This is a genomic window from Roseibium sp., from assembly GCF_048260565.1.
GTDB lineage: Bacteria > Pseudomonadota > Alphaproteobacteria > Rhizobiales > Stappiaceae > Roseibium.
Map to the genome: position 1 here is coordinate 280,456 of NZ_JBLXGP010000001.1, position 22,000 is coordinate 302,455.

The following is a 22,000-nucleotide window of genomic DNA, read 5'->3' on the forward strand; positions in this document are numbered from 1 at the left end:
TGTCAGCTGCAGCAGACAAACGAGAAAGACCGAACCCATGGCGATTGAACGCACCTTTTCGATGATCAAGCCGGATGCCACCAAGCGCAACCTGACGGGCGCCATTACCGCCAAGCTGGAAGAAGCAGGCCTGCGGGTTGTCGCCTCCCGGCGCGTGTGGATGTCCCCGCGTCAGGCCGAAGCCTTTTATGCGGTCCACAAGGAACGTCCGTTCTTTGGCGAACTGACCGAATTCATGTCGTCCGGCCCGACTGTCGTTCAGGTTCTGGAAGGTGAAGACGCCATCGCCAAGAACCGCGAAGTGATGGGTGCCACCAATCCGGCAGACGCAGCCGAAGGCACCATCCGCAAGGAGTTCGCTCTTTCCATCGGCGAGAACTCGGTTCACGGGTCCGACGCTCCGGAAACTGCCGCTGAGGAAATCGCCTTCTGGTTCGCCGGCTGCGACATCGTCGGCTAACTGGCGAGCAGGCATTTACAATTTGGCAAGGCCGGTCCGAAAGGGCCGGCCCTGTTACGTTCTGATACAATTTCCGACAGTTTTTCGATAGGATTACAAGGAGTTAGCAGGCAGGGTCACAGGCGTCGCGGGCTCGACAAACCTTTGGGAGACTACCATGCGCATGACACTTGCCGTCCTGGGAACGGTTCTGGCCGCCACGGCCCAGGCCCATGAAGACGGCCATGTCCTTGCCGGCGAACATGCCGTCGAAGAAAAATCCCTGTCTGAGGAAGTCTGGGATCTGATGTTTCCGCCGGCCGATGCCGCGGCGACAATCACCGTCGAGGGGGCCTACCGCTACATTCACGCAAACGGCTATCCGCTCAAGGCCCCTGGGCATTTCCCCAACTCCGGCAATCCGAACCGGATTTCCAAGAAGAACTATCAGTTGCGCGTGCCGGTCAATCCGCAAAAGACCGGCCGGGCTACGCCAACCAACCATGCCGCATTCGGTATTGCCGTCAATGGTGTCCTGATGGATCCTGCGACCGCGGAATTCTGGCAAAATGACCGGCGCTCCGGCTGGAATTATGAGGCCATGGGTGGCGCATGCCGGCTTGGCCTGGACAAATACAATGCCCATGTCCAGCCGGACGGAACCTATCACTATCACGGCATACCGACCGGCGTTCTGACGTCGGAAGGCGGCCGAAGCGTTCCGGCGCTCCTTGGTTATGCTGCCGACGGCTTTCCGATCTACGGACCCTATGGCTACAGCGATCCGCAACGTCCTTCCGCGATGACAAAGCTGAGAAGCAGTTATGTGATCAGGAGCGGGGTTCGCCCGAGTGGTCCGGGCGGCCGGTACGACGGCAAGTTCACCCGGGACTGGACCTATGCAAAAGGCCGTGGCGATCTCGACCAATGCAACGGCCGCTTTGCCGTAGCCCCGGAATATCCGAATGGCACATACCAGTACGTCCTGACCGACACCTTTCCCTTTATCCCGCGCTGCTGGATGGGGACGCCGGACGCGTCCTTCATGAAGCTCAAGGGTCGTGGTGGCCCGGGCGGAGCGCAGGCCCGCATGCCGCCGCCGCGCGGTGTCGCCATGTCCGGCCAAAGGCCCGGTCCGGGGCAGGGGCCCGGCTTCGGCTCCGGTTCGCGTCCCGGCGGACCGGGCGGGCGCACCCCGTGCAGCGGGAGCTGATCACCGGAACCAAACAATGGCGAGGGGCGCTTGACAGCGCCCCTTAGTTGTCCAGACTCGCTGGTCCGGTTTGAAAGCCGGTAGTTGCGAGAAAGACCCGATATGACCAAACATGAGACGGCCAGTGCTTTTTCCGCCTGTCCGCACGATTGCCCGTCGACCTGCGCGCTTGATGTCGAGGTCCTGAATGACGGCAGAATCGGCCGCCTGCGTGGCGCCTCCGGAAACGCCTACACGGCCGGCGTCATCTGCGCCAAGGTCGCCCGTTATTCCGAGCGCCTCTATCACCCTGACCGGCTGTTGAAGCCGCTGCGCCGGGTCGGTCCGAAAGGCGAGGGGCGGTTCGAGGAAATCTCATGGAACGAGGCACTCGATCTGGTCGCGGAAAAGTTTCTGGCAGCGGAGGCCGAACACGGGCCGCAGACCGTCTGGCCCTATCATTACGCCGGCACCATGGGCCAGGTGCAGCGCGATTCCATCCATCGTTTCCGCCACGCCAAGGGCTACTCGCTTCAGTTCGACACCATCTGCACCAACAATGCCTGGACCGGAATAGTTGCGGGGACGGGCAAGCTGGCCGGTCCCGATCCGCGGGAAATGGCCGTCTCCGACCAGGTCGTGATCTGGGGCACCAATCCGGTCGCGACCCAGGTCAATGTCATGACTCACGCGATTACGGCTCGGAAGAAACGCGGCGCGCGGATCATCGTCATCGACGTCTACCGGACAGAGACCATGAAACAGGCCGATGTCGGCCTCGTCCTGAAACCCGGGACCGATGCCGCCCTGGCCTGCGCGATCATGCATGTGTTGTTCCGCGACGGGTTCGCCGACCGCGCCTATCTGGAAAAATACACCGACTGCCCGGCAGAGCTCGAAGCCCATCTTCAGACCAAGACACCGGAATGGGCGGCCGGCATTACCGGGCTTCAGGCCGCGCAGATCGAAGAGGTCGCCCGGCAGATCGGCGAGGTGAAGCGCACCTATTTCCGGCTCGGTTACGGCTTTACCCGCGCCCGAAACGGCGCGGTTTCCATGCATGCGGCCGCATCGATCGGAGCCGTCACCGGCTGCTGGCAATATGAAGGCGGCGGCGTCTTTCACAACAACGGCGCGATCTACGAGCTCGACAAGTCCATGATCGAGGCGCCGGAGCTGCGCCGCCCGGAAACCCGGTTTCTGGACCAGTCCCTGATCGGTCGCGTTCTGACCGGCGACGAGGACGCCCTGCAGGACGGGCCGCCGGTGACCGCCATGCTGATCCAGAACACCAATCCGGTTTCGGTCGCACCGGAGCAGGAACTGGTCAAGAAGGGCTTTGCCCGCGAGGACCTGTTTGTCTGCGTCCACGAGCAATTCATGACCGAGACGGCGAAGATGGCAGACGTGGTTCTGCCGGCGACCCAGTTCCTGGAACACGACGACATCTACAAGGGCGGTGGGCACCAGTATCTGATGCTCGGTCCCAAGGTTGTCGATGCGCCCGACGGCCCGCGCGAAAACCTGTTCGTCCTGAACGAGCTGGCAAAACGCCTCGGCGCCGACCAGCATCCCGGCTTTCAGATGACCGCCCGCGAGCATATCGACTGGCTGCTCAAGAACTCCGGCTACGGCACGCTTGAAGAGCTGGAGGAAAACCGCTGGATCGACCTGCAGCCGGATTTCGAGAGCGCGCATTACCTGAGTGGCTTCGCCCATGCGGACGGCAAGTTCCATTTCCGTCCCGATTGGGGAAGGTCCGCGTCGCCGAACAAGTCGCCGATCGGTCCGCTCGGACCCTGGACGACCATGCCCGAACTGCCGGACCACTGGGAGTACCTGGAGCATGCCAGCGAACGTCATCCGTTCCGGCTGGTGACCGCGCCCGCCCGGTCGTTCCTCAACTCCACCTTCAACGAGACGGACAGTTCTCAAAAGAAGGAAAAGCGGCCCGAGGTCTGGATGCTGCAGGAGGACGCGGAAGCCCACGGGATTAACGACGGCGATCTGGTGGAGATGGGCAACAACCGGGGCACCGTCACGCTCCATGCGCGCTATGTGGAAGGCCTGACGCCGGGCACGGTGATTTCGGAAGGCATCTGGCCGAACGAAGCCTTCCCTGACGGCAAGGGCATCAACACCCTGACCGGCGCCGACCCGGCCGCACCTTATGGCGGCGCCGCGTTCCACGACACGGCCGTTTGGGTGCAGAAGGTCTAGCCGGTAAGCCGGCGAAACCGGCTTAGGGCCAGATTAGGACGGGGCCCGCCTGCTCGGTGTCTTCCCCGGCAATTGCGACCCGGTGGTCTTTGACCTTTGCCCGCCCCGAGGCGACAAGTGCCAGCGCCTTTGGGTAGATCTTGTGTTCCACCGCCAGAACGCGCTCGCCCAAGGTGTCCGGGGTGTCGTCCTCAAGAACCGGCACGGCGCCCTGAATGATGATCGGTCCGTCGTCCATTTCGGCAGAAACGAAATGCACGGTCGCACCGTGCAGCTTGACCCCTTCCTCCAGCGCCCGCTCGTGGGTGTGAAGGCCCTTGAAGCTCGGCAGCAGGGCCGGATGGATGTTGATCACCCGGTCGCGCCACTGGGTGACGAACCAGGACGACAACAGCCGCATGAAGCCGGCAAGGGCGACGAACTCGATACCGCGGGCTTTCAGCTTTTCATCGAGAGCGCGCTCAAAGGCTTGCCTGTCGCCGGAGAATTCCGTGTGGTCGACGGTGGCCGTTTCAATGCCGAATTCGCCCGCCCGTTCAAGGCCTGCAGCCCCTGGCTTGTTCGAAATCACGAGCGCGATTTCGGCCGGATAGGAGGGGTCCATGCTCGCGGAAATCAGCGAGGCCATGTTGCTGCCCCGGCCGGAAATCAGGACGGCGATTTTCTTCCGTTCGCTCATTTCCCGAGCCCCAGGGCGTTGTCGAACAGCACCGGCTGAGGGCCTGCGGCCTGAATGGTGCCGATCCGGAACACGGTTTCGCCTTCCTGCTCCAGGACGGCCGCCACCGTGTCGGCTTCCTCTGCGGAGACCACAACGACCATACCGACACCGCAATTGAAGGTCCTGAGCATTTCCTTTTCCGCAACGCCGCCGGCCTTGGCGAGCCAGCCAAAGACCGGGGGAACCGAGATCGCGGACAGGTCGATGCGGGCGGAGGTTTCATCCGGAAGCACCCGGGGCAGGTTTTCCGGCAGGCCGCCGCCGGTAATATGCGCGAGGGCCTTGATGCCGTTCGACGCCTTGAGCGCGGCCAGAAGCGGCTTCACGTAGATTTTCGTCGGCGCCATCATCGCTTCGCCCAGGGTTTTTGCCCCGTCGAAGGGCGCCTTGTCGGACCAGGCGAGACCGGACAGTTCGACGATCTTGCGGACCATGGAATAGCCGTTGGAGTGGACGCCGGAGGAGGCCAGTCCCAGAAGCACGTCGCCTGCGCCGACATCCCGGCGCGGCAGGATCGCGCCACGCTCGACCGCGCCAACGGAAAAGCCGGCAAGGTCGTAGTCGCCTTCACCATACATACCCGGCATTTCCGCCGTTTCGCCGCCGATCAGTGCCGCTCCCGCCATCTTGCAGCCGTCGGCGATGCCCGCGACAACATCGGTCGCCTGGTCCACATCCAGCGCCCCGCAGGCGAAATAGTCGAGGAAGAACAGCGGTTCGGCGCCCTGGACGACGAGATCGTTGACGCACATGGCGACGAGATCTATCCCGACCGTGCGGTGCTGGCCGGTGTCGATAGCGATTTTCAGTTTGGTGCCGACCCCGTCATTGGCTGCCACCAGGATCGGGTCCTTGAAACCCGCGCCCTTCAGGTCGAACAGGCCGCCAAAGCCACCGATGTCACTGTTCGCGCCCGGCCGCGAGGTGGCTTTCACCAGCGGTTTGATCCGGCGAACCAGCTCATTGCCGGCATCGATATCGACGCCCGCCTGGGCATAGGTCAAACCATTGGTCGCTTGGGGCTGTTCTTCCTGGCTCATGACGGCACTCCGGTGCTGCGGCGCTTGAAAATTAATGTGCCGCGCATACAGGCTGGCGCGGGCGAAAACAAGGGTTACGCGATGGTGCAGGCTGATCATGGCACGGTCATGCCCTTGTTTTGACGATTTAACTGAGGCTAAGTGCAATCATGCCTGCGAAGCTGATCACCTGGGATTGCATTTCGTCCGGAAGCGGGGAAACAAGATGACATTGCGCCGACAATTGGGGTTCTGGACAGTCTCCCTCATCGCGTTTATCGTCTTTCTCGCGATCTTCTCGCAGATCCTGTTGCCTTTCGTTGCCGGTATGGCGGTCGCCTATCTGCTCGACCCGGTCTGCGATCGACTGGAAACGCTCGGCTTCAGCCGCCTCTGGGCGACCTTGACCATTCTGCTCGCCTTCATCTTCGTCCTTGTCCTGTTCTTCGTTCTGCTCGTGCCCGTCCTTGGAAACCAGCTCGCCGGCTTTCTGGAGAAACTGCCGGATCTGGTGCGCTCATTGCATGAACTGATGTCGCAGAATTTCGGCGAGCGGCTTGTGGCCCTCACAGGCATCAACCCGCAAGATCTGCAGTCGTCCTTCGGCAAGCTGATGGGGCAGGGCGCGTCCTGGCTTGGCGGGCTTGCCAAGCAGGTCTGGAGCGGTGGGCAGGCGCTTTTGTCGATCCTGTCCCTGTTCGTGATTACGCCCGTGGTCGCTTTTTATCTGTTGCGGGACTGGGACCAGATGATCGCGCGCATCGACGGCTGGTTGCCGAGGGATCATCTGGAGGAAATTCGCAATCTGGCGCGGGAAATGGACGACGTTGTTTCCGGTTTCGTCCGCGGCCAGGTTTCCGTCTGTATCATTCTGGGGACGTTCTACGCGGTCGGCCTTGCGCTTACCGGCCTCAATTTCGGCCTGTTGATCGGAATGGGCGCCGGGCTGGTGAGTTTCATTCCGTTTGTCGGCGCCAGTCTCGGACTGATCGTGTCGCTCGGCGTCGCCCTTGTCCAGTTCTGGCCGGACTGGACCATGATCCTGATGGTCGCCGCGGTCTTTGCCGTCGGACAGTTCCTGGAAGGCAATATCCTTCAGCCGAATCTGATCGGAGACAAGACGGGCCTTCATCCTGTAACGCTGATGTTCGCCCTGTTCGCCTTTGGATATCTGTTTGGTTTCGTGGGGATGTTGATCGCCGTCCCGGCTGCGGCCATGATCGGTGTACTTGCGCGGTTCGCCCTGAGGCAGTACCTAGCAAGCCCGATTTACAAGGGTGTCGGCGGCCCGGAGCCTGCCGACCCAGAATAGGCGCGTACTCCATGGCGGAAACTCCTCGCCAGTTGCCTTTGGTGCTGCCGCACGAAGCGGCGCTCGGCCGTGATGATTATCTGGTGGGAAAATCCAACCGGGCCGCATTCGAGTTGCTCGGTGCCTGGCCCGACTGGCCGGCACCGGTCGTCATCCTCGCCGGGCCTGTCGGATCGGGTAAAACCCATCTGGTCGAAGCCTTCCACGCCGAAACCGGCGCTGCGGTCGTCAAGGCCGGTGAACTGGTGAGCGAGGCCGTCGCCGATCTCGTCACGGGAGAGGCGGTGGTTGTCGAGGATGCCCATCGCGGCATCGACGAAACGGCTTTGTTCCATCTCTTGAATGCCGCGCGACAGGCAGGGGTGCCGGTCCTGATCACGAGCCGGACCTGGCCGGCCGCCTGGGGGATCACCTTGCCGGATCTGATGTCGCGTTTGCGCGCCGCTGCTCCCATAGAGATCGAGGAGCCGGACGACGACCTGCTGCGCCGGGTACTGGTCAAGCTGTTCGCCGACCGGCAGATTGCCATCGACCTCGGTGTCGTCGATTATCTGGTTGTGCGCATGGAACGGTCGCTTGGTGTCGCCATGAAGGTGGTCGATGCAATCGATCGGGAATCGCTTGCCGGCCGTGCGAAAATCACCAAGCCCCTGGCCGGCCGCGTCCTGGAAAACGTGCATAAGTAAGGCTTGGGTAGCTTGTGAGGCGGCAAAGTGCTGCCGGACGCGTTAGAAACGTCATATGTCCATGATAGGCGCTGCGCCGGATCGCCGCGTCCCGTTGGCGCGGCGCGGGTGATAAGCCCGGATGGTGTGATAGGCAGGACAAGGAAGCGAGATGAACGAGACCGTCGATCTTTCCCAGACATTGCAGGCGCCGGCTGCCGACGCCGAGCCGGGGAGCGAGGGGAACGGTACAGGTGAGCTGGCAGGCTCGCCCGCGCGTTTCATGAACCGGGAACTGTCCTGGCTGCAGTTCAACCGGCGCGTTCTGGAAGAATCCATGAACTCGAACCATCCATTGCTGGAGCGGGTTCGGTTTCTCTCCATTTCGGCGAACAATCTGGATGAGTTCTTCATGGTCCGCGTCGCCGGCCTGCGCGGTCAACAGCGCGCCGACGTGACCAACACTTCCGACGACGGGCTGACGCCGACCGAGCAGCTTCAGAAAATTTCCGAAGCGGTCCGCGACCTGCAGGATTCCCAGCAGGCAATCTGGCGCGAGCTGCGCGGCGTGATTGCAGAAAACGGTATCGAAATCCTGAGCGTCGACAGTCTGACCGCGCAGGAGAAGGGCTGGCTCGAGGATCACTTCCTGTCTTACATCTTCCCGGTCCTGACACCGCTTGCGATCGACCCGGCGCACCCGTTCCCGTTTATCCCGAACCTCGGTTTTTCCATCGTGTTCGAACTGGTCCCGGTGTCCGGCGGACGCGGCATGATCGCGCTGCTGCGCATCCCCGGACAGGTGGAGCGCTTTGTTCGTCTCGAAGACGGCGAGAACGGCGTTGCGCGGTTCATTGCGATCGAACGGGTCGTCGGTCTGTTTATCGGCAGGCTGTTTCCCGGATACGAGATCCGCGGCAAGGGCGCGTTCCGGGTCATTCGCGATTCCGACCTGGAAATCGAGGAAGAAGCCGAAGACCTGGTCCGGCTGTTCGAAAGCGCGCTGAAACGCCGCCGGCGCGGGTCGGTCATTCGTCTGGAAATCCAGGACACCACACCGCCGGCCTTGCGCGAATTCGTGGCCGACGCGCTGGATGTCTCGGATTCCGAGATTTTCCTGGCCGATGGCCTGCTTGCGCTCAACAACCTGTCCCAGATCGTCGACCTGGAACGCAAGGATCTGAAGTTCGAACCCTATACGGCGCGGTTCCCGGAGCGGATCCGGGAACATGGCGGCGACTGTCTGGCGGCGATCCACCAGAAGGACATCATCGTCCATCACCCTTATGAGTCTTTCGATGTGGTGGTGCAGTATCTCCGGCAGGCGGCCCAGGATCCGGATGTCGTTGCGATCAAACAGACGCTCTACCGCACCTCCAAGGACAGCCCCATCGTCAAGGCGCTGGCCGAAGCGGCCGAGGCCGGCAAGTCGGTGACCGCGCTTGTCGAGCTGAAAGCCCGGTTCGATGAGGAAGCCAATATCCGCTGGGCGCGCGATCTGGAACGGGCAGGCGTGCAGGTCGTCTTCGGCTTCATCGAGCTGAAGACCCACTCCAAACTGTCCATGGTGGTCCGGCGTGAGCACGGACAGTTGAAGACCTACTGCCACATCGGCACCGGCAACTACCATCCGATCACGGCGCGCATCTACGAGGATCTGTCGTTCTTTACCGACGATCCGGGGATCGCCCAGGATGCCGCACGCGTGTTCAACTACATCACGGGCTATGCCCAACCGGCGGAACTCGATTACCTGGCGGTTTCCCCGGTGAACCTGCGCAAACGCATGCTGGAACTGACCGAAGCCGAGATCGCCCATGCGGAAGCCGGCCGTCCGGCCCAGATCTGGATGAAGATGAATTCGCTGGTCGATCCGCAAATCATCGACGCGCTCTATCGGGCAAGCCAGGCCGGAGTGCAGATCGATCTGGTCATTCGCGGCATCTGCTGCCTGCGGCCGGGGATCGAGGGCCTGTCGGATAACATCCGGGTGAAATCGATCGTCGGCCGGTTCCTGGAGCATTCGCGCATTTACTGCTTCGGCAATGGCCACGGCCTGCCGTCACCGCAGGCGCATATCTATATCGGCTCTGCCGACCTGATGCCGCGCAATATCGACCGGCGCGTGGAGGTTCTGGTTCCCCTGCTGACGCCGACGGTCCACGAACAGGTTCTTGACCAGATCATGGTCGCGAACCTGAAAGACAATCAGCAAAGCTGGCGGATTCTGCCCGATGGCGGGCATGAGCGCATTATGCCTGCGCCCAACGAACAGCCGTTCAACGCGCATCAGTACTTCATGACGAATCCGTCTCTGTCGGGGCGGGGCAAGTCGCTGAAAAGCGACCGGCCGCGCCCATTCCTGGAACGCCCGCAGCGGGGTTGACATGGCTGCCAGCAAATCCGTCCGTGGACGGCTGAACGGAACCGGACCGGTTGCGGTTATCGATATCGGATCGAACTCCGTCCGCCTTGTGGTCTACGAACGCAAGGCCCGCATGCCGACCATGCTGTTCAACGAGAAGATCCTGGCAGGCCTTGGCCGGGGTGTTGCGGCAACGGGCAGGCTGGCGCAGGAATCCGTCGACCTGGCTCTCAAGGAGCTCTCGAGGTTGCGGGCCCTGTGCGATCATATCGGCGTGCAGGAAACCCATATCGTTGCGACAGCGGCCGTCCGCGACGCGGAAAACGGCTCCAGGTTCGTTGCCAGGGTCGAGGAAATTCTCGGCGCCAAAGTGCGCATTCTGAACGGCAACGAGGAGGCTTATTACTCCGCCCTTGGCGTGATTGCCGGCTTCTGGCGCCCCAGGGGTATCGTCGGGGATCTGGGCGGCGGCAGTCTGGAACTTGTCGAGGTATCCGGCGCCAAGCCTGGAGTGGGAAGCACGTTCCCCCTGGGGGGCTTGCGTCTTCAGGAAATGTCGGAAGGCGATATTTCAAAGGCGCGCAAGATCACCGACGAGAGCCTCAAGGGCTACGCGTGGCCGCGCATGGAGCCCGGAGAGCGAACCTTCTATGCGGTCGGCGGGACCTGGCGTTCGCTGGCGCGTCTCCATCTGGTCCAGAACGACTATCCTCTGCATGTGATGCACAATTACGAGATACCGGCCGAAGAGGCGATTGCCTTTTGCCGCTCCATCTCCAAGCGCAATCTGGAAGATGTCCCGCATGCGGAGGTGGTTTCAAAGCAGCGCCGCCCGCTGGTGCCGTTCGGTGCGGTTGTCATGGAACGCGCCCTGCAGGCCATGAATGCGGAAAAGGTGGTCATGTCGGCGACAGGGGTGCGCGAAGGGCTGCTGCATGAAGCGCTTCCCCTCGACCTGCGGGAGCAGGATCCGCTGATCGAGGCCGCCCGAGAGCTCGCCGTCCTTCGCGCCCGGTCGCCGGAATTCGCGGAGGAACTGATCGGCTGGACCGACAGGATTTTTGCCGAACTGGGAATTGATGAAAACGAATACGAACGCCGGTTGCGCCATGCCGCCTGCCTGCTGTCGGATATCGGCTGGCGGGCCCATCCCGACTATCGCGGCGAGCAGAGCCTGAACATCATCTCCAACGCGGCATTCGTCGGGCTCGACCACGCGGGCAGGGCCTATCTGGCCGCTTCCGTTTTCTACAGGCACCAGGGGCTGGGCGAAGCGGCGCTCTCGCCGGTCATCCGCACGCTTTTCACCGACCGCCTGCGCGACCGGGCGCGGATCCTGGGGGCGGCGATGCGGGTGGCGTCTCTGCTGACCGCCTCCATGGACGGGGTGTTGCCGCACGTGACCATCACCAGGGCATCTGATGAGATGGTGATGAAACTGTCGCCGAAACTGGCCGCCCTCGATGGGGAACGCCTGATGAAGCGATTCAAACAGTTCGCCCGGCTATTCAAGAGCGGCTGCTCGATCGCGATCGGCTGATCGGGCTTATTCGGCGGCCTGTGTCGATGACGACACGCGTTGTTCCGAGCCCGTCTGGTCCAGGGCGACGATCTGGCGGTCCTGGAATGCCAGCGCGACTTCACCCCGCTTCAGCCTCAAGGCGACTTCGCCGAACAACTCCCGGCGCCACCCCTTCAGCGCGGCCACATCCGCATTGTCGTCGGCTGCGATCTTTTCCAGGTCGTCGACCGTGGCAATCACCTTCGCGGCAACCCCGTGGGCTTCGCTGACAAGCTTGAGCAGGACCTTGAGCAGGTCGACCGCGGCGGCCGAACCGTCCGGGGCCGCGCGGCCCTTGGGCAGTCTCGGCAACTGGTCGCGCGGAATGGCCAGGGCGGCCCGAACCGCCTTCAGAATGTCGTCGGCGGACTTCGAGCGTTCAAAACCGCGCGGAATGGTCCGGAGCCTGCCGAGCGCCTCGGAGGACTGCGGCTGCTGGGCAGCGATCTCGTAGATCGCATCGTCCTTCAGGACCCGGCTGCGCGGCACGTTGCGCGTCTGCGCTTCCGTCTCCCGCCACGCGGCCACTTCTTTCATCACCGCAAGCTCGACCGGCTTGCGCACCCGCATCTTCAGGCGCTGCCAGGCATTGGCGGGCTCGGTCCGGTAGGTGCCTTCGGAGGTCAGGACCTTCATCTCGTCCTGAACCCAATGGCTGCGGTCCTGTTCGGCGAGATTGGCCTTCAGGAACTGGTAGGCGTCACGCAGGTGGGTGACGTCCGCCAGCGCATAGTCGAGCTGTTTCTTGGTAAGCGGCCGCCGGGCCCAGTCGGTGAACCGCGACGACTTGTCGATTTGCGCGCCGGTCACCTTGTAGATCAGCTGATCGTAGGAAATGGAATCGCCGAACCCGCAGACCATGGCGGCCACCTGGCTGTCGAACAGCGGCGCGGGAATCAGCCCGCCCAGATGGTAGACGATTTCGATGTCCTGTCGGGCCGCGTGGAAGACCTTGGTAACGTCTTCATTGCGCATCAGGTCGAAGAACGGCGCAAGGTCCAGGCCTTCCGCCAGCGCATCGACGATGAAGGCCATGCCCGGACCTGCCATCTGGATGACACACAGTTTGGGCCAAAACGTCGTCTCCCGAAGAAATTCGGTATCGACGGTCACATAGTCATGAGACGAAAGGCGCTGGCAGGCAGCGGCAAGGTCTTTTGTCGTTGTAATCACATCTTCCATGGTGACGACGACGTATACCTCAGTCCTGCCGCTTTGTCGCCACGAAATGGTGCGTTTGCAAAAGCTTACCCTTGAAAAGACGCATTAAGTGCGCCTATCTGGGGTGGTCTGCAGGACAATCGGCGCGGCAGCAGGCGTGTTACGTAAAGGGAGGCAGGGATGCGGAAGATTCTCGTTGTCAATTCGAAGGGAGGATGCGGCAAAACGACAATCGCCACGAATCTCGCCGTTGCTCTGGCCTCTCGTGGAGAGGACGTGGCGCTCGCCGATGCCGACAGGCAGAAGTCGAGCCTGGCATGGACCAAACGGCGTCCCAAAGATTTGGCCGTGATCGAAGGCCTGAACTGGACCAAGGCCGAAGCCATCGGTCAGAGGCTCAAGGACCTCGATGCGGTGGTGATCGACGGCCCCGGCGGAATGCGCAGCGAACTTGCCAAAACGCTGATTTCCGAAGCCTCCGATATCGTTGTGCCGGTCCTGCCGTCCGTGTTCGACTGGGATGCGACCATCCGCTTCCTCAACGGGATTTCGGAAATCAAGCGGATACGCAAGGGCAAGGCGGACATTCATCTGGTCGCCAACCGGGTGACCCGCCGCTCCACCCAGGTTGCGGAACTGGAACGGAAGCTGGCGGACGAAGGCTATCCGGTGCTTTGTCGCATATCGGACCGGGTGCTTTATGCCAAACACGCCGCAACCGGGGCAGGGGTGTTCGACTACCACGATGCCAAGTCCCACGAATTCCGCGGACAGTGGCATCCCCTGTTGCAGGCGGTGGATTGATGGGAGCGCCGGCCACGGTGCCTTTCCGTTAAAGTTGAGCTTCGAAACCGGGGCACTGTGGCGGGCCATCCCTTGACTTTATGCCGCTGACGTGGCTTTTCCAGCCGGCGTGGCCCTCTGTGGAGGGCGCGAACGAATTCTGTTTGTTTTCGAACCAGTCGAGGAATACATGCACCCCTACCGTAGTCACACCTGCGGCGATCTGCGCGCAACCCATGTTGGCGAAACGACGCGCCTGTCCGGCTGGGTTCACCGTGTCCGCGATCACGGGGGCCTGCTGTTCATCGATCTGCGCGATCACTACGGCATCACCCAGTGCGTGGTCGATCCGGATTCCTCCGCCTTCAATCTGGCCGAAACCGTGCGCTCCGAATGGTGCATCCGTATCGACGGCGATGTGAAGAAGCGCACTGAGGAAACCATCAACCCGGAACTTCCGACAGGCGAGGTCGAAATCTTCATCCGTGAGATGGAAATCCTCGGCGCGGCCAAGGAACTGCCGCTGCCGGTCTTCGGCGAGCTGGAATATCCGGAAGAAGTCCGCCTGAAGCACCGTTACCTGGACCTGCGCCGGGAAAAGCTCCATCAGAACATGATCCTGCGCTCGAAGGTGGTCGCCGACCTGCGCCAGCGCATGTGGGACATCGGTTTCAACGAATTCCAGACGCCGATTCTCACGGCTTCCTCGCCGGAAGGCGCCCGTGACTTCCTGGTGCCGTCGCGCCTGCATCCGGGCAAGTTCTATGCGTTGCCCCAGGCCCCGCAGCAGTTCAAGCAGCTGATCATGGTGTCGGGCTTCGACAAGTATTTCCAGATCGCGCCCTGCTTCCGCGATGAAGACCCGCGCGCCGACCGCTCGCCGACGGACTTCTATCAGCTCGACGTGGAAATGTCCTTCGTCACCCAGCAGGACGTGTTCGACACCATGGAACCGGTGCTGGCCGGCTGCTTCGAGAAATTCGGCGGTGGCCGTCCGGTCAACCGCGGCTGGCAGCAGATCGCCTACAAGGATTCCATGCTCTGGTACGGCTCCGACAAGCCGGACCTGCGCAACCCGATCAAGATGCAGATCGTGTCGGACCATTTCGCCGGCTCCGGCTTTGCGATCTTCGCCAAGCTCCTGGAACAGCCGGGCACGGAAATTCGCGCGATCCCGGCGCCCAAGGGCGGCAGCCGCAAGTTCTGCGACCGGATGAACAAGTTCGCCCAGGAAGAAGGTCTTCCGGGCATGGGCTACATCTTCTGGCGCAAGGCAGAGGACGGCTCCATGGAAGCGGCCGGCCCGCTGGCCAAGAACATCGGCCCGGAGCGCACCGAGGCGATCCGCGTCCAGCTCGGCCTTGAGGTCGGCGATGCCGCTTTCTTCCTCGGCGGCAAGCCGAAGAGCTTCGAGCGCGTTGCCGCCAAGGCGCGCAACATCATCGGCGAGGAACTCGGCCTGTCCGATCTCAACAAGTTCGAATTCGCCTGGATCGTGGACTTCCCGATCTTCGCGCGCGACGAGGACACCGGCGAGATCGACTTCGAACACAATCCGTTCTCCATGCCCCAGGGCGGGCTGGAGGCTTTGCAGGGCGATCCGCTCGATGTCCGGGGCTATCAGTACGATCTGACCTGTAACGGTCATGAACTCCTGTCGGGCGCGATCCGGAACCATCGTCTCGAAATCATGTACAAGGCGTTCGAAATCGCCGGCTACAGCAATGCGGAAGTCGACCGGCGTTTCGGCGGCATGGCGACCGCGTTCCAGTACGGCGCGCCGCCGCACGGCGGCTGCGCGGCCGGGATCGACCGCATCGTCATGCTGCTGGCCGACGAGATCAACATCCGCGAAGTCATCATGTTCCCGATGAACCAGCGCGCCGAGGATCTGATGATGGGGGCTCCGTCCGAACCGGAGATGCAGCACTTGCGCGAACTCAACATTCGGCTCAATTTGCCGGAAGCTTGAGTTTCTGACGGAGCGTCAGGACGAGGGCCGGAACCACCGGCCCTTTCGGCATGAAAGGCAAGCAAACGGTGCTTAATCCTGCAAACTGGCAGGTCTTCAAGGATCCGGAGGGCTCGGTGCAGCTCATCCGGCGGCTTGTTCTGGAAAACGCCCGTCAGTACACATCCAGATACATCCTCGCCTTCATCTGTATGGCGGCGGTTGCGGGATCCACGGCGGCAAGCGCCTGGATCATGAAGGACGTCATCAACCAGGTCTTCATCAACCGCGACGAGTACATGATCTATGTGATCGCGGGCTTCGTCATGATGATCTTCATGATCAAGGGGGCCTCGACCTACGGTCAGATGGTCATCCTGAGCCGGATCGGCAATTCGATCGTTGCCGATTGCCAGCGCCGGATGTTTCAACGCATCACCGAACAGGACCTTGCCTATTTCGACCACACGTCGGTCGGCGATCTCTCGGCTCGTGTTCAGCACAACACCAAGGCGGCCCGCAGCGTCCTCGAGATGCTGGTCGTCAGTGTCGGGCGCGACATCCTGACGATCATCGGTCTTGTCGGGGTCATGATCGGGCAGAACCCGACCATGAGTGCCTTTGCCATTCTGATCATGCCCCCGGCGGTGATCGGTGTATCCGTTCTGGTCCGCCGGGTCCGCAAGCATGCAAAGTCGCAGTTCGTGTCGACGGCACGTATTCTGAGCACCTTGCAGGAGACCGCGATCGGCATCCGGGTCGTCAAGGCCTTCGGCATGGAAGACCATGTGCGTGCCTCCATGAACGAGGCGGTCTCCGATGTCGAGCATCGCGCCAACAGGATCGCTTCGCTGACGGCGCGGACCTCGCCTTTGATGGAGACGCTCGGCGGCTTCGCAATCGCGCTTGTCATCCTCTACGGCGGCTACAGCGTCGTGAATCTCGACCAGGATCCGGGCGCGTTCTTTTCCTTCATTACCGCGCTATTGCTCGCATATGAGCCGGCCAAGCGGTTGGCGCGGCTTCATGTGAACCTGAACAACAACCTTGTCGGCGTTCGGCTGATGTACGAGCTTATCGACGATGTACCGGAATTGATCGATAAACCCGGCGCGACCGACCTTGTGGTCAAGGGCGGAGAGATCCGCTTCGAAAATGTCCGGTTCTCCTATGGCGAGAGCGCGGCGCTCAACGGGCTGACAATGGTGGCCCGGCCCGGCAAGACCACCGCTCTGGTCGGAGCATCGGGAGCTGGCAAATCGACGGTCTTCAGCCTGATAGAGCGGTTCTACGAACCCGACAGCGGCGATATCCTCATTGATGGCCAGAACACGGGCGATGTCACCATCGCATCCCTGCGCGCGCACATAGCCGTTGTCACCCAGGATACCTTCCTGTTCGACATGAGCATTCGCGACAACATCGAACTGGGTCGGCCGGGCGCGAGCGATGCCGAGATTGAGCAAGCGGCGCGCGACGCCAATGCCCACGACTTCATCATGGACATTCCGGGCGGCTACAATGCAATGGCAGGCGAGGGCGGCGGGCGGCTTTCCGGCGGTCAGCGTCAGCGGGTTGCGATCGCGCGCGCTATGCTGCGCGATGCACCGATCCTGCTGCTCGACGAAGCGACCTCGGCGCTGGATGCGGAATCCGAAACCAAGGTGCAGGCCGCCCTGGCCCGCCTGATGAAAGGCCGGACAACGCTGGTCATCGCCCATCGGCTGGCAACCGTCCGTCACGCGGATGCGATCCATGTTCTGGACCGGGGCCGGCTTGTGGAAAGCGGCACCCACGACAGCCTTTATGCCGAGGACGGCATCTATCGCCGTCTGTGCGAATTGCAGTTCCAGGAAGGGAACGGCAAGGCGGATGAGGCGGAACGGTCGTTGCCGGTCAGCACCCCCGCCGCTGAATAGGGTTTTCCCGGACTGCTTTGCGGGTGCGCAACTCTGTCCCTCAGCCGGAGCCGTCATCAACGCCATTACCTGATTTGATGCCAGCCCGGTGCCTTGCTCAGGAGCAAGGCACCGGGGACGTGTCAGTGGCATCCGCGGTGCGACGGGGTGACTTGTCCGGTTTACTGCGTGCTGGTCGCGACCGCTTTTGCCCCGAGGCGTTCGGGGAGCGCCTGCGGGCTTGTCATGACCAGTCCCAAGATCTCCGCCATAGGTACCGGCGCGGCCGGTTCGAAGCTGACCGTCAGTTCGTCCGGTGTGTTGAGGAAGGTCTGCAGGGCCGAAAGAAGTTCGTTGCCGAAGGCCGTTCCGGCGAAGGGACCGAGTTCGCCTTTGAGCGTATCGGCCAATCCCGCTGCCAGAATATCCTTAGGCATCTGGTTTTTTGCCGCTTCCTCATTCAGGAACGCTGTGACGACTTCGGCATTTTTCACCCGGAGGATCGCCTGTTTGAACGTGGCGGACGCGAGGGCGACCTGGGCCGTTTCCGGATTGGTGAACAGCGTTTCCGGAACATTGCCCAGTGTCAGGGTCAAGCTGGCCGTCCCGCCGTCAACCATCTCGATGGTCAGGTCGCGGATGCTGAGATCCCTGGTGGCGGGATCCCAGGCGACCGACAGGGACTGGTTGATGGAGAGCTCTTCGATATCCAGGCTCTGGAGCAGCGACTTGACGCTTTCATCCGTTATCTGGTCGGTCGGGACGACGAGGCCATCGACGACGAGAGACGATCGTGTCGGGATCTTGCCCACATGACTGCCCTGGGTCATCTCGAACAGATCCAGCCCGAGGCTGATGTTTTCGGTCGGGACCGTCAGCCCGAGGGAGCTGACCAGAATATTCCGGATGACCGGGAGTGCATCCTGAAGCTGCTGTGGCGTGGGATTGTCGACCCCTTCAAGGGCGGTCAGCGCGGTGAGGGGCGGGAACTCGATGCCGGAGATCCCGGCATGATCGAATTCCATTTCGCCCCCATCCTGCACGGAAACCGAAAAATCGTCGAGCGCGAATTCCCCCAGCCCCTGGCCGCTCAGATCCCGGACAAGGAAACGGCGCAGGCTGGCCTTGCCCTGATCTGCGGTCACCTCCAGGTCGTTGAACTCCAACCGGCCGAGCGAAAAAGCCCCGAATGCTTCGATGGCGGCGATGCCGAGGTCTTCCTCGGAAACGATCTCACCTTTGCCCTGCTTTTCGAGCAAGGCGAACAGCCGAAGCGGCTCCTGCCTCGGCACCGAGATGTTTTCCAGCATGATCCCGCCGATCTTGCCCTGGGCGTCAGCCCCGGAAATTTCCAGGTTCAGGATTTCCTCCCGATCCAGAAGCACGGTTCGGTCGGTTTCCGCCGGCGCGCCGAACAGCGGTGCGAGCGGGACGAGATCTATACCACGGGCGACGACCGGACCCATGCTGACTTCGATTTTCTGCGGGGTGCCTGCGGGATCTGTGAGAGTTGTCGTTTCCGTGGACCGGATTTCGCCGACATATTCTTCTGCGATACGTCCGTCCGCCATGCCGAACAGGGACAGGTCCTGGTAGGTTGCCGCGCTGGAACCGACACCCGGTGTGGTGCTGGTCGCGGTCCCCGAGCCGATGAAGGCACGTTTGATCGACACCTGGCGGATTGTGTTGAAAATGGCACGGGCGAAGGCCATCGGATCGGTCCTGGCCAGTTCCAGCCCGGGCAACTCAAGAGGGGCCGATGCCCCCTCGATCAGAATATCCTGGTAGCTGGCGTGGAATTTCGACCCGTCGGCCTTCGCGTCCGGCGGTGTTTCCTGCATTGCCGATGCGCTGTCGTCCGGCTTCGATTCCTGGGAGGGGGCAGCCGCTCCGTCTTCGGTCGTGAACGTCGTGTCGAAGTCGATGGAACCCGGAATCTCGATCCGGTCCGCGTTGATTTGGCCCCCGGTCTGCGTCAATCCGGAGAAGGCAATGGCCTCGAAGCTGATCCGCAGCGTCGCCGCTCCCGCCTCGAAGGTCTGGCCGGAGGGAAGCTCGATGGTGATGACGCCATCCCTCACAGTCGCGCTGCGCGGACTGTCGCCCGGCTCGATGGCACCATAGCTCGTGCTGACCGTATCATAACCGTTCAACGTATCGAGCCAGTCCGTGACAATGGCGGTGGCTGGCGATGCGGCTTCCTGTGATCGAGCCGGCTCCATGGCCGCTGCAAACCACAACACGGTGGTTGCCAGTACCAGGCATTTTGCACCTGAACGGATTTTGTTTGTAAAAACCAGCGCCACTTCCAATCCTCCCTGGCTCCGTCTCCTGTATCCGGTGCCGGCGTAAGCGCCGGCACCGGTTGTCGCCTAGTTTGGGCTGTTGGCGATTACATCGACCGCCAGAACCTCGGGCAGGGTCTGCGGCGCCATCATCGCCTGGCCCATAATCTGGGCAAAGGGCACCGGGTTGGCGGGGGCGACGGTCACTTCCAGCGACACGGGATCATTGAGGAACGTGGTGGCCGCCGTCACGACCTTCTCCTGGAACGCCGGATTCTGAAGGATGGAGACCATCATCGGCAGGCCGGCGCTCAGTTGCTGGACGAGGGTTGCGCGGTCCATTCCCGCTTCGCGGGCCTGCATGTCCAGGGCCCGCTCGACCAGCGAACTGTTGTCCAGCCTGATGGAAACGTTTTTAACGCTGATGCCCTGGACAAGGCCCATGGCGCTTTCCGGATTGCCCTCCGTCGCACCGAGTTTGGTGATCACGTCGCGGCTGACGCCGCCAAGACTGAGATTGAGGGCAAAGGAACCTGCCTCCGCGCCGGAAATTTTGAGGTTCTTGACCTCGAGCGTTTCCTTTTCCGGATCCCAGCGGCTCTGGCCTTCCGCGCTCAGGGTCAGGTTTTCGTAGCCGAGATCGCTCAGGGTCTTCTTGGCCTCGCCGTCGAGATTGGAGCCTTCGATCTTCAGGTCGTCGACCGCGAATCGGAAGGCTGTCGGCAGGTCTCCGTCCATCTCGTCGATTGCCGTGAACAGCCGGCCAATGTCGAACTTGTTGCCGTCGCCGTCGGAGATGGTCGCATCGAGGACTTCCAGCGTCTCATACGATGGCCCCACCACGGTGTCGCCATCGTTGCTGTTCAGCTCCTCAGGCGTCGGCAGAACGAGGTTCGTTGCGATGAAACTTCCGATGGCAAGGCCGCCGTCGTCGGACGTTGCCGACAAGTCGGACATGGACAGGCTTCCGAGTTTCAGGCGCCCGTTGGACTGCACCATGCCGTCGCGCAGCGTGGTGGTGGCAATCGTCGCGGATTTGGTGTCATCATCCTTCCGCTTCAAAAGCAGATCCTTGATGATGACCGTTTCTCCGCCTTCGCTGACGGAGCCGTAGCTGTCGACCATACCGTCATCGGTTTCCAGAACGGCCATGAACGCATCGGCCAATTCGTTCCCGGTCGGCGTGAAGGCCGCTGCCGGAAGCGGCGCGAATGGCGCGCTGGCGCAAAGCACGAACACGAGCCGGCATGCGGTGGAACGGAAAAATTCTCTCATTGAGGGCTCCTCGGATACAATTGAGCTTCTATCGCTCCTGCCCACGGCAACACTGGGATAAGTGGCAGGATCACGCAAGGGGAATAAGTTCAGGTGAGGTCTGCCGCTCCGGGCATGTCCCCCTGCTTTTCCGGGAAAGTCCGGATCGCCTCGGCAATGTCTTCCAGGGACGGCAGGCTCGCCTCGTTGCCCAGGCACTGGATCGCGTGGGCCGATGCACCGCGGGCAAAATGCAGGTGCTCTTCCCAGCTTCGATAGGGTGCGTGCAAGTAAGAGGCGATATAGGCGCCGTGGAACACGTCACCGGCGCCGTTGGTGTCGATGACTTTCTTCTTCGGGACGTCGAGGGCGGGCAGGAAGCGGTCCGGGCCGCCGGCTTCGTACCAGACGGTGCCGTGTTCGCCGAGCGTGATCGCACCGAGCGGGCAGCCTTTCTTGCGCAGGTAGTCCAGGGTCTTGCCCGGCGTCAGGCCCATCTGTTCGCAGAACCTGAGAGACATGACCGCGGCATCGATGTGGGTGAGCACTTCATCGGTGTTCTCGCGCACCGCACCGCCGTCCAGGGAGGTCAGGATTTTGCGTTCCCGGCAGGCCTTTGCGTAATGGAGGGCCGCGTCCGGCATATGGCCGTCCAGATGGAGGGCCTTTATCCCGTCCAGGTTCAACGATGGGAAGGGATGCAGAAAATCATTGTCGCGGCAACGGACGATGGCGCGCTTTCCGTCATTCGGCATAATGAAGGAAAGGGACGATTCGCGGACTTTGCGGCCATGGACGTAGATACCGTATTTCGACGCCATATCCAGGAACATGCGGGCCAGCCAGTCGTTGGCAAGGGAGCATACGAGTTCCGGCTCGCCACCGAGCTTGGCGCAGCAAAAAGCAGCGGTCACCGCGTTGCCGCCGAAACTCACAGCGTAGTCCTTGGCGAGTGTCTTCTCATCTCCCGTCGGCAGTCTGTCGGTCAAAAAGGTGATATCGATATAGGCCTGGCCGATGAACAATGCCTGCATGAAAAACTCCATGATTGCGCGAGGGGGTCAGAATTCAGTGTTCACTGCGCGTGAAATTGCCGTAAAGCCTTGAATTTCAGAGAATTCTGATTTCCATTCAGTGGATGTTTACGAGTCTCTTTCAAGATACTAAGGACTTG

Annotated in this window: 16 protein-coding genes; 10 read left to right on the forward strand and 6 right to left on the reverse strand. The window is 61.9% G+C overall.

From position 1 onward, the window contains the following. Positions 1-37: 37 nt before the first annotated feature. From ndk to ACN0SO_RS01310, 3 genes are all read left to right on the forward strand, one after another. Positions 38-460: a nucleoside-diphosphate kinase gene (gene ndk / locus ACN0SO_RS01300; RefSeq protein WP_417673717.1), complete on the forward strand. Its 423-nt coding sequence runs from the start codon at positions 38-40 to the stop codon at positions 458-460. 157 nt (positions 461-617) lie between these two features. Next, the gene (locus ACN0SO_RS01305) at positions 618-1,652 is read left to right on the forward strand and encodes a YHYH protein (RefSeq protein WP_417673719.1); all 1,035 of its coding nucleotides are present in this window, start codon (positions 618-620) and stop codon (positions 1,650-1,652) included. A gap of 102 nt (positions 1,653-1,754) precedes the next feature. After that, positions 1,755-3,851: a molybdopterin-containing oxidoreductase family protein gene (locus ACN0SO_RS01310; protein WP_417673721.1), complete on the forward strand. Its 2,097-nt coding sequence runs from the start codon at positions 1,755-1,757 to the stop codon at positions 3,849-3,851. A gap of 22 nt (positions 3,852-3,873) precedes the next feature. Here ACN0SO_RS01310 and purN read toward each other — a convergent pair whose 3' ends face one another. Further along, complete coding sequence (gene purN / locus ACN0SO_RS01315) at positions 3,874-4,530, reverse strand: phosphoribosylglycinamide formyltransferase (protein ID WP_417673723.1); 657 nt, start codon at positions 4,528-4,530, stop codon at positions 3,874-3,876. Further along, positions 4,527-5,612 (reverse strand): phosphoribosylformylglycinamidine cyclo-ligase, encoded by a 1,086-nt coding sequence (purM, locus tag ACN0SO_RS01320; protein ID WP_417673725.1) that lies wholly within the window; start codon positions 5,610-5,612, stop codon positions 4,527-4,529. Before purM ends, purN begins: the two co-directional genes overlap by 4 nt. Positions 5,613-5,817: 205 nt before the next feature. On the opposite strand from purM, the gene ACN0SO_RS01325 reads away from it, so the two are divergent. The 4 genes from ACN0SO_RS01325 to ACN0SO_RS01340 all read left to right on the forward strand — a co-directional run bounded on the left by ACN0SO_RS01325 (position 5,818) and on the right by ACN0SO_RS01340 (position 11,473). Beyond that, positions 5,818-6,903 (forward strand): AI-2E family transporter, encoded by a 1,086-nt coding sequence (locus ACN0SO_RS01325; protein WP_417673727.1) that lies wholly within the window; start codon positions 5,818-5,820, stop codon positions 6,901-6,903. A gap of 11 nt (positions 6,904-6,914) precedes the next feature. Further along, complete coding sequence (locus tag ACN0SO_RS01330) at positions 6,915-7,589, forward strand: HdaA/DnaA family protein (RefSeq protein WP_417673729.1); 675 nt, start codon at positions 6,915-6,917, stop codon at positions 7,587-7,589. Positions 7,590-7,740: 151 nt separating this feature from the next. After that, positions 7,741-9,954, forward strand: coding sequence for an RNA degradosome polyphosphate kinase (locus ACN0SO_RS01335; protein ID WP_417673731.1), 2,214 nt, complete (start codon positions 7,741-7,743; stop codon positions 9,952-9,954). A gap of 1 nt (position 9,955) precedes the next feature. Next, positions 9,956-11,473 carry an exopolyphosphatase gene (locus ACN0SO_RS01340; RefSeq protein ID WP_417673736.1) on the forward strand — a complete coding sequence of 506 codons (1,518 nt, stop codon included), beginning with the start codon at positions 9,956-9,958 and terminating at the stop codon, positions 11,471-11,473. Positions 11,474-11,479: 6 nt separating this feature from the next. Here the strand turns inward: ACN0SO_RS01340 and rnd are convergent, their stop codons facing one another. Further along, positions 11,480-12,667 (reverse strand): ribonuclease D, encoded by a 1,188-nt coding sequence (gene rnd, locus ACN0SO_RS01345; protein WP_417673738.1) that lies wholly within the window; start codon positions 12,665-12,667, stop codon positions 11,480-11,482. A gap of 168 nt (positions 12,668-12,835) precedes the next feature. Here rnd and ACN0SO_RS01350 point away from each other — a divergent pair, with 168 nt between their 5' ends. The 3 genes from ACN0SO_RS01350 to ACN0SO_RS01360 all read left to right on the forward strand — a co-directional run bounded on the left by ACN0SO_RS01350 (position 12,836) and on the right by ACN0SO_RS01360 (position 17,308). Continuing rightward, on the forward strand, positions 12,836-13,459 hold the full coding sequence (locus ACN0SO_RS01350; RefSeq protein WP_417673740.1) for an AAA family ATPase: 624 nt from the start codon (positions 12,836-12,838) through the stop codon (positions 13,457-13,459). Positions 13,460-13,628: 169 nt separating this feature from the next. Next, positions 13,629-15,410, forward strand: coding sequence for an aspartate--tRNA ligase (gene aspS / locus ACN0SO_RS01355; RefSeq protein ID WP_417673742.1), 1,782 nt, complete (start codon positions 13,629-13,631; stop codon positions 15,408-15,410). 50 nt (positions 15,411-15,460) lie between these two features. Next, on the forward strand, positions 15,461-17,308 hold the full coding sequence (locus ACN0SO_RS01360) for an ABC transporter ATP-binding protein (RefSeq protein ID WP_417673744.1): 1,848 nt from the start codon (positions 15,461-15,463) through the stop codon (positions 17,306-17,308). A gap of 161 nt (positions 17,309-17,469) precedes the next feature. On the opposite strand, the gene ACN0SO_RS01365 is transcribed toward ACN0SO_RS01360, so the two are convergent. From ACN0SO_RS01365 to ACN0SO_RS01375, 3 genes are all read right to left on the reverse strand, one after another. Then, complete coding sequence (locus tag ACN0SO_RS01365; RefSeq protein WP_417673746.1) at positions 17,470-19,530, reverse strand: hypothetical protein; 2,061 nt, start codon at positions 19,528-19,530, stop codon at positions 17,470-17,472. Positions 19,531-19,659: 129 nt separating this feature from the next. Further along, positions 19,660-20,847 carry a hypothetical protein gene (locus ACN0SO_RS01370; RefSeq protein ID WP_417673748.1) on the reverse strand — a complete coding sequence of 396 codons (1,188 nt, stop codon included), beginning with the start codon at positions 20,845-20,847 and terminating at the stop codon, positions 19,660-19,662. A gap of 89 nt (positions 20,848-20,936) precedes the next feature. Continuing rightward, positions 20,937-21,860: a sugar kinase gene (locus tag ACN0SO_RS01375; protein WP_417673750.1), complete on the reverse strand. Its 924-nt coding sequence runs from the start codon at positions 21,858-21,860 to the stop codon at positions 20,937-20,939. Positions 21,861-22,000: the final 140 nt, after the last annotated feature.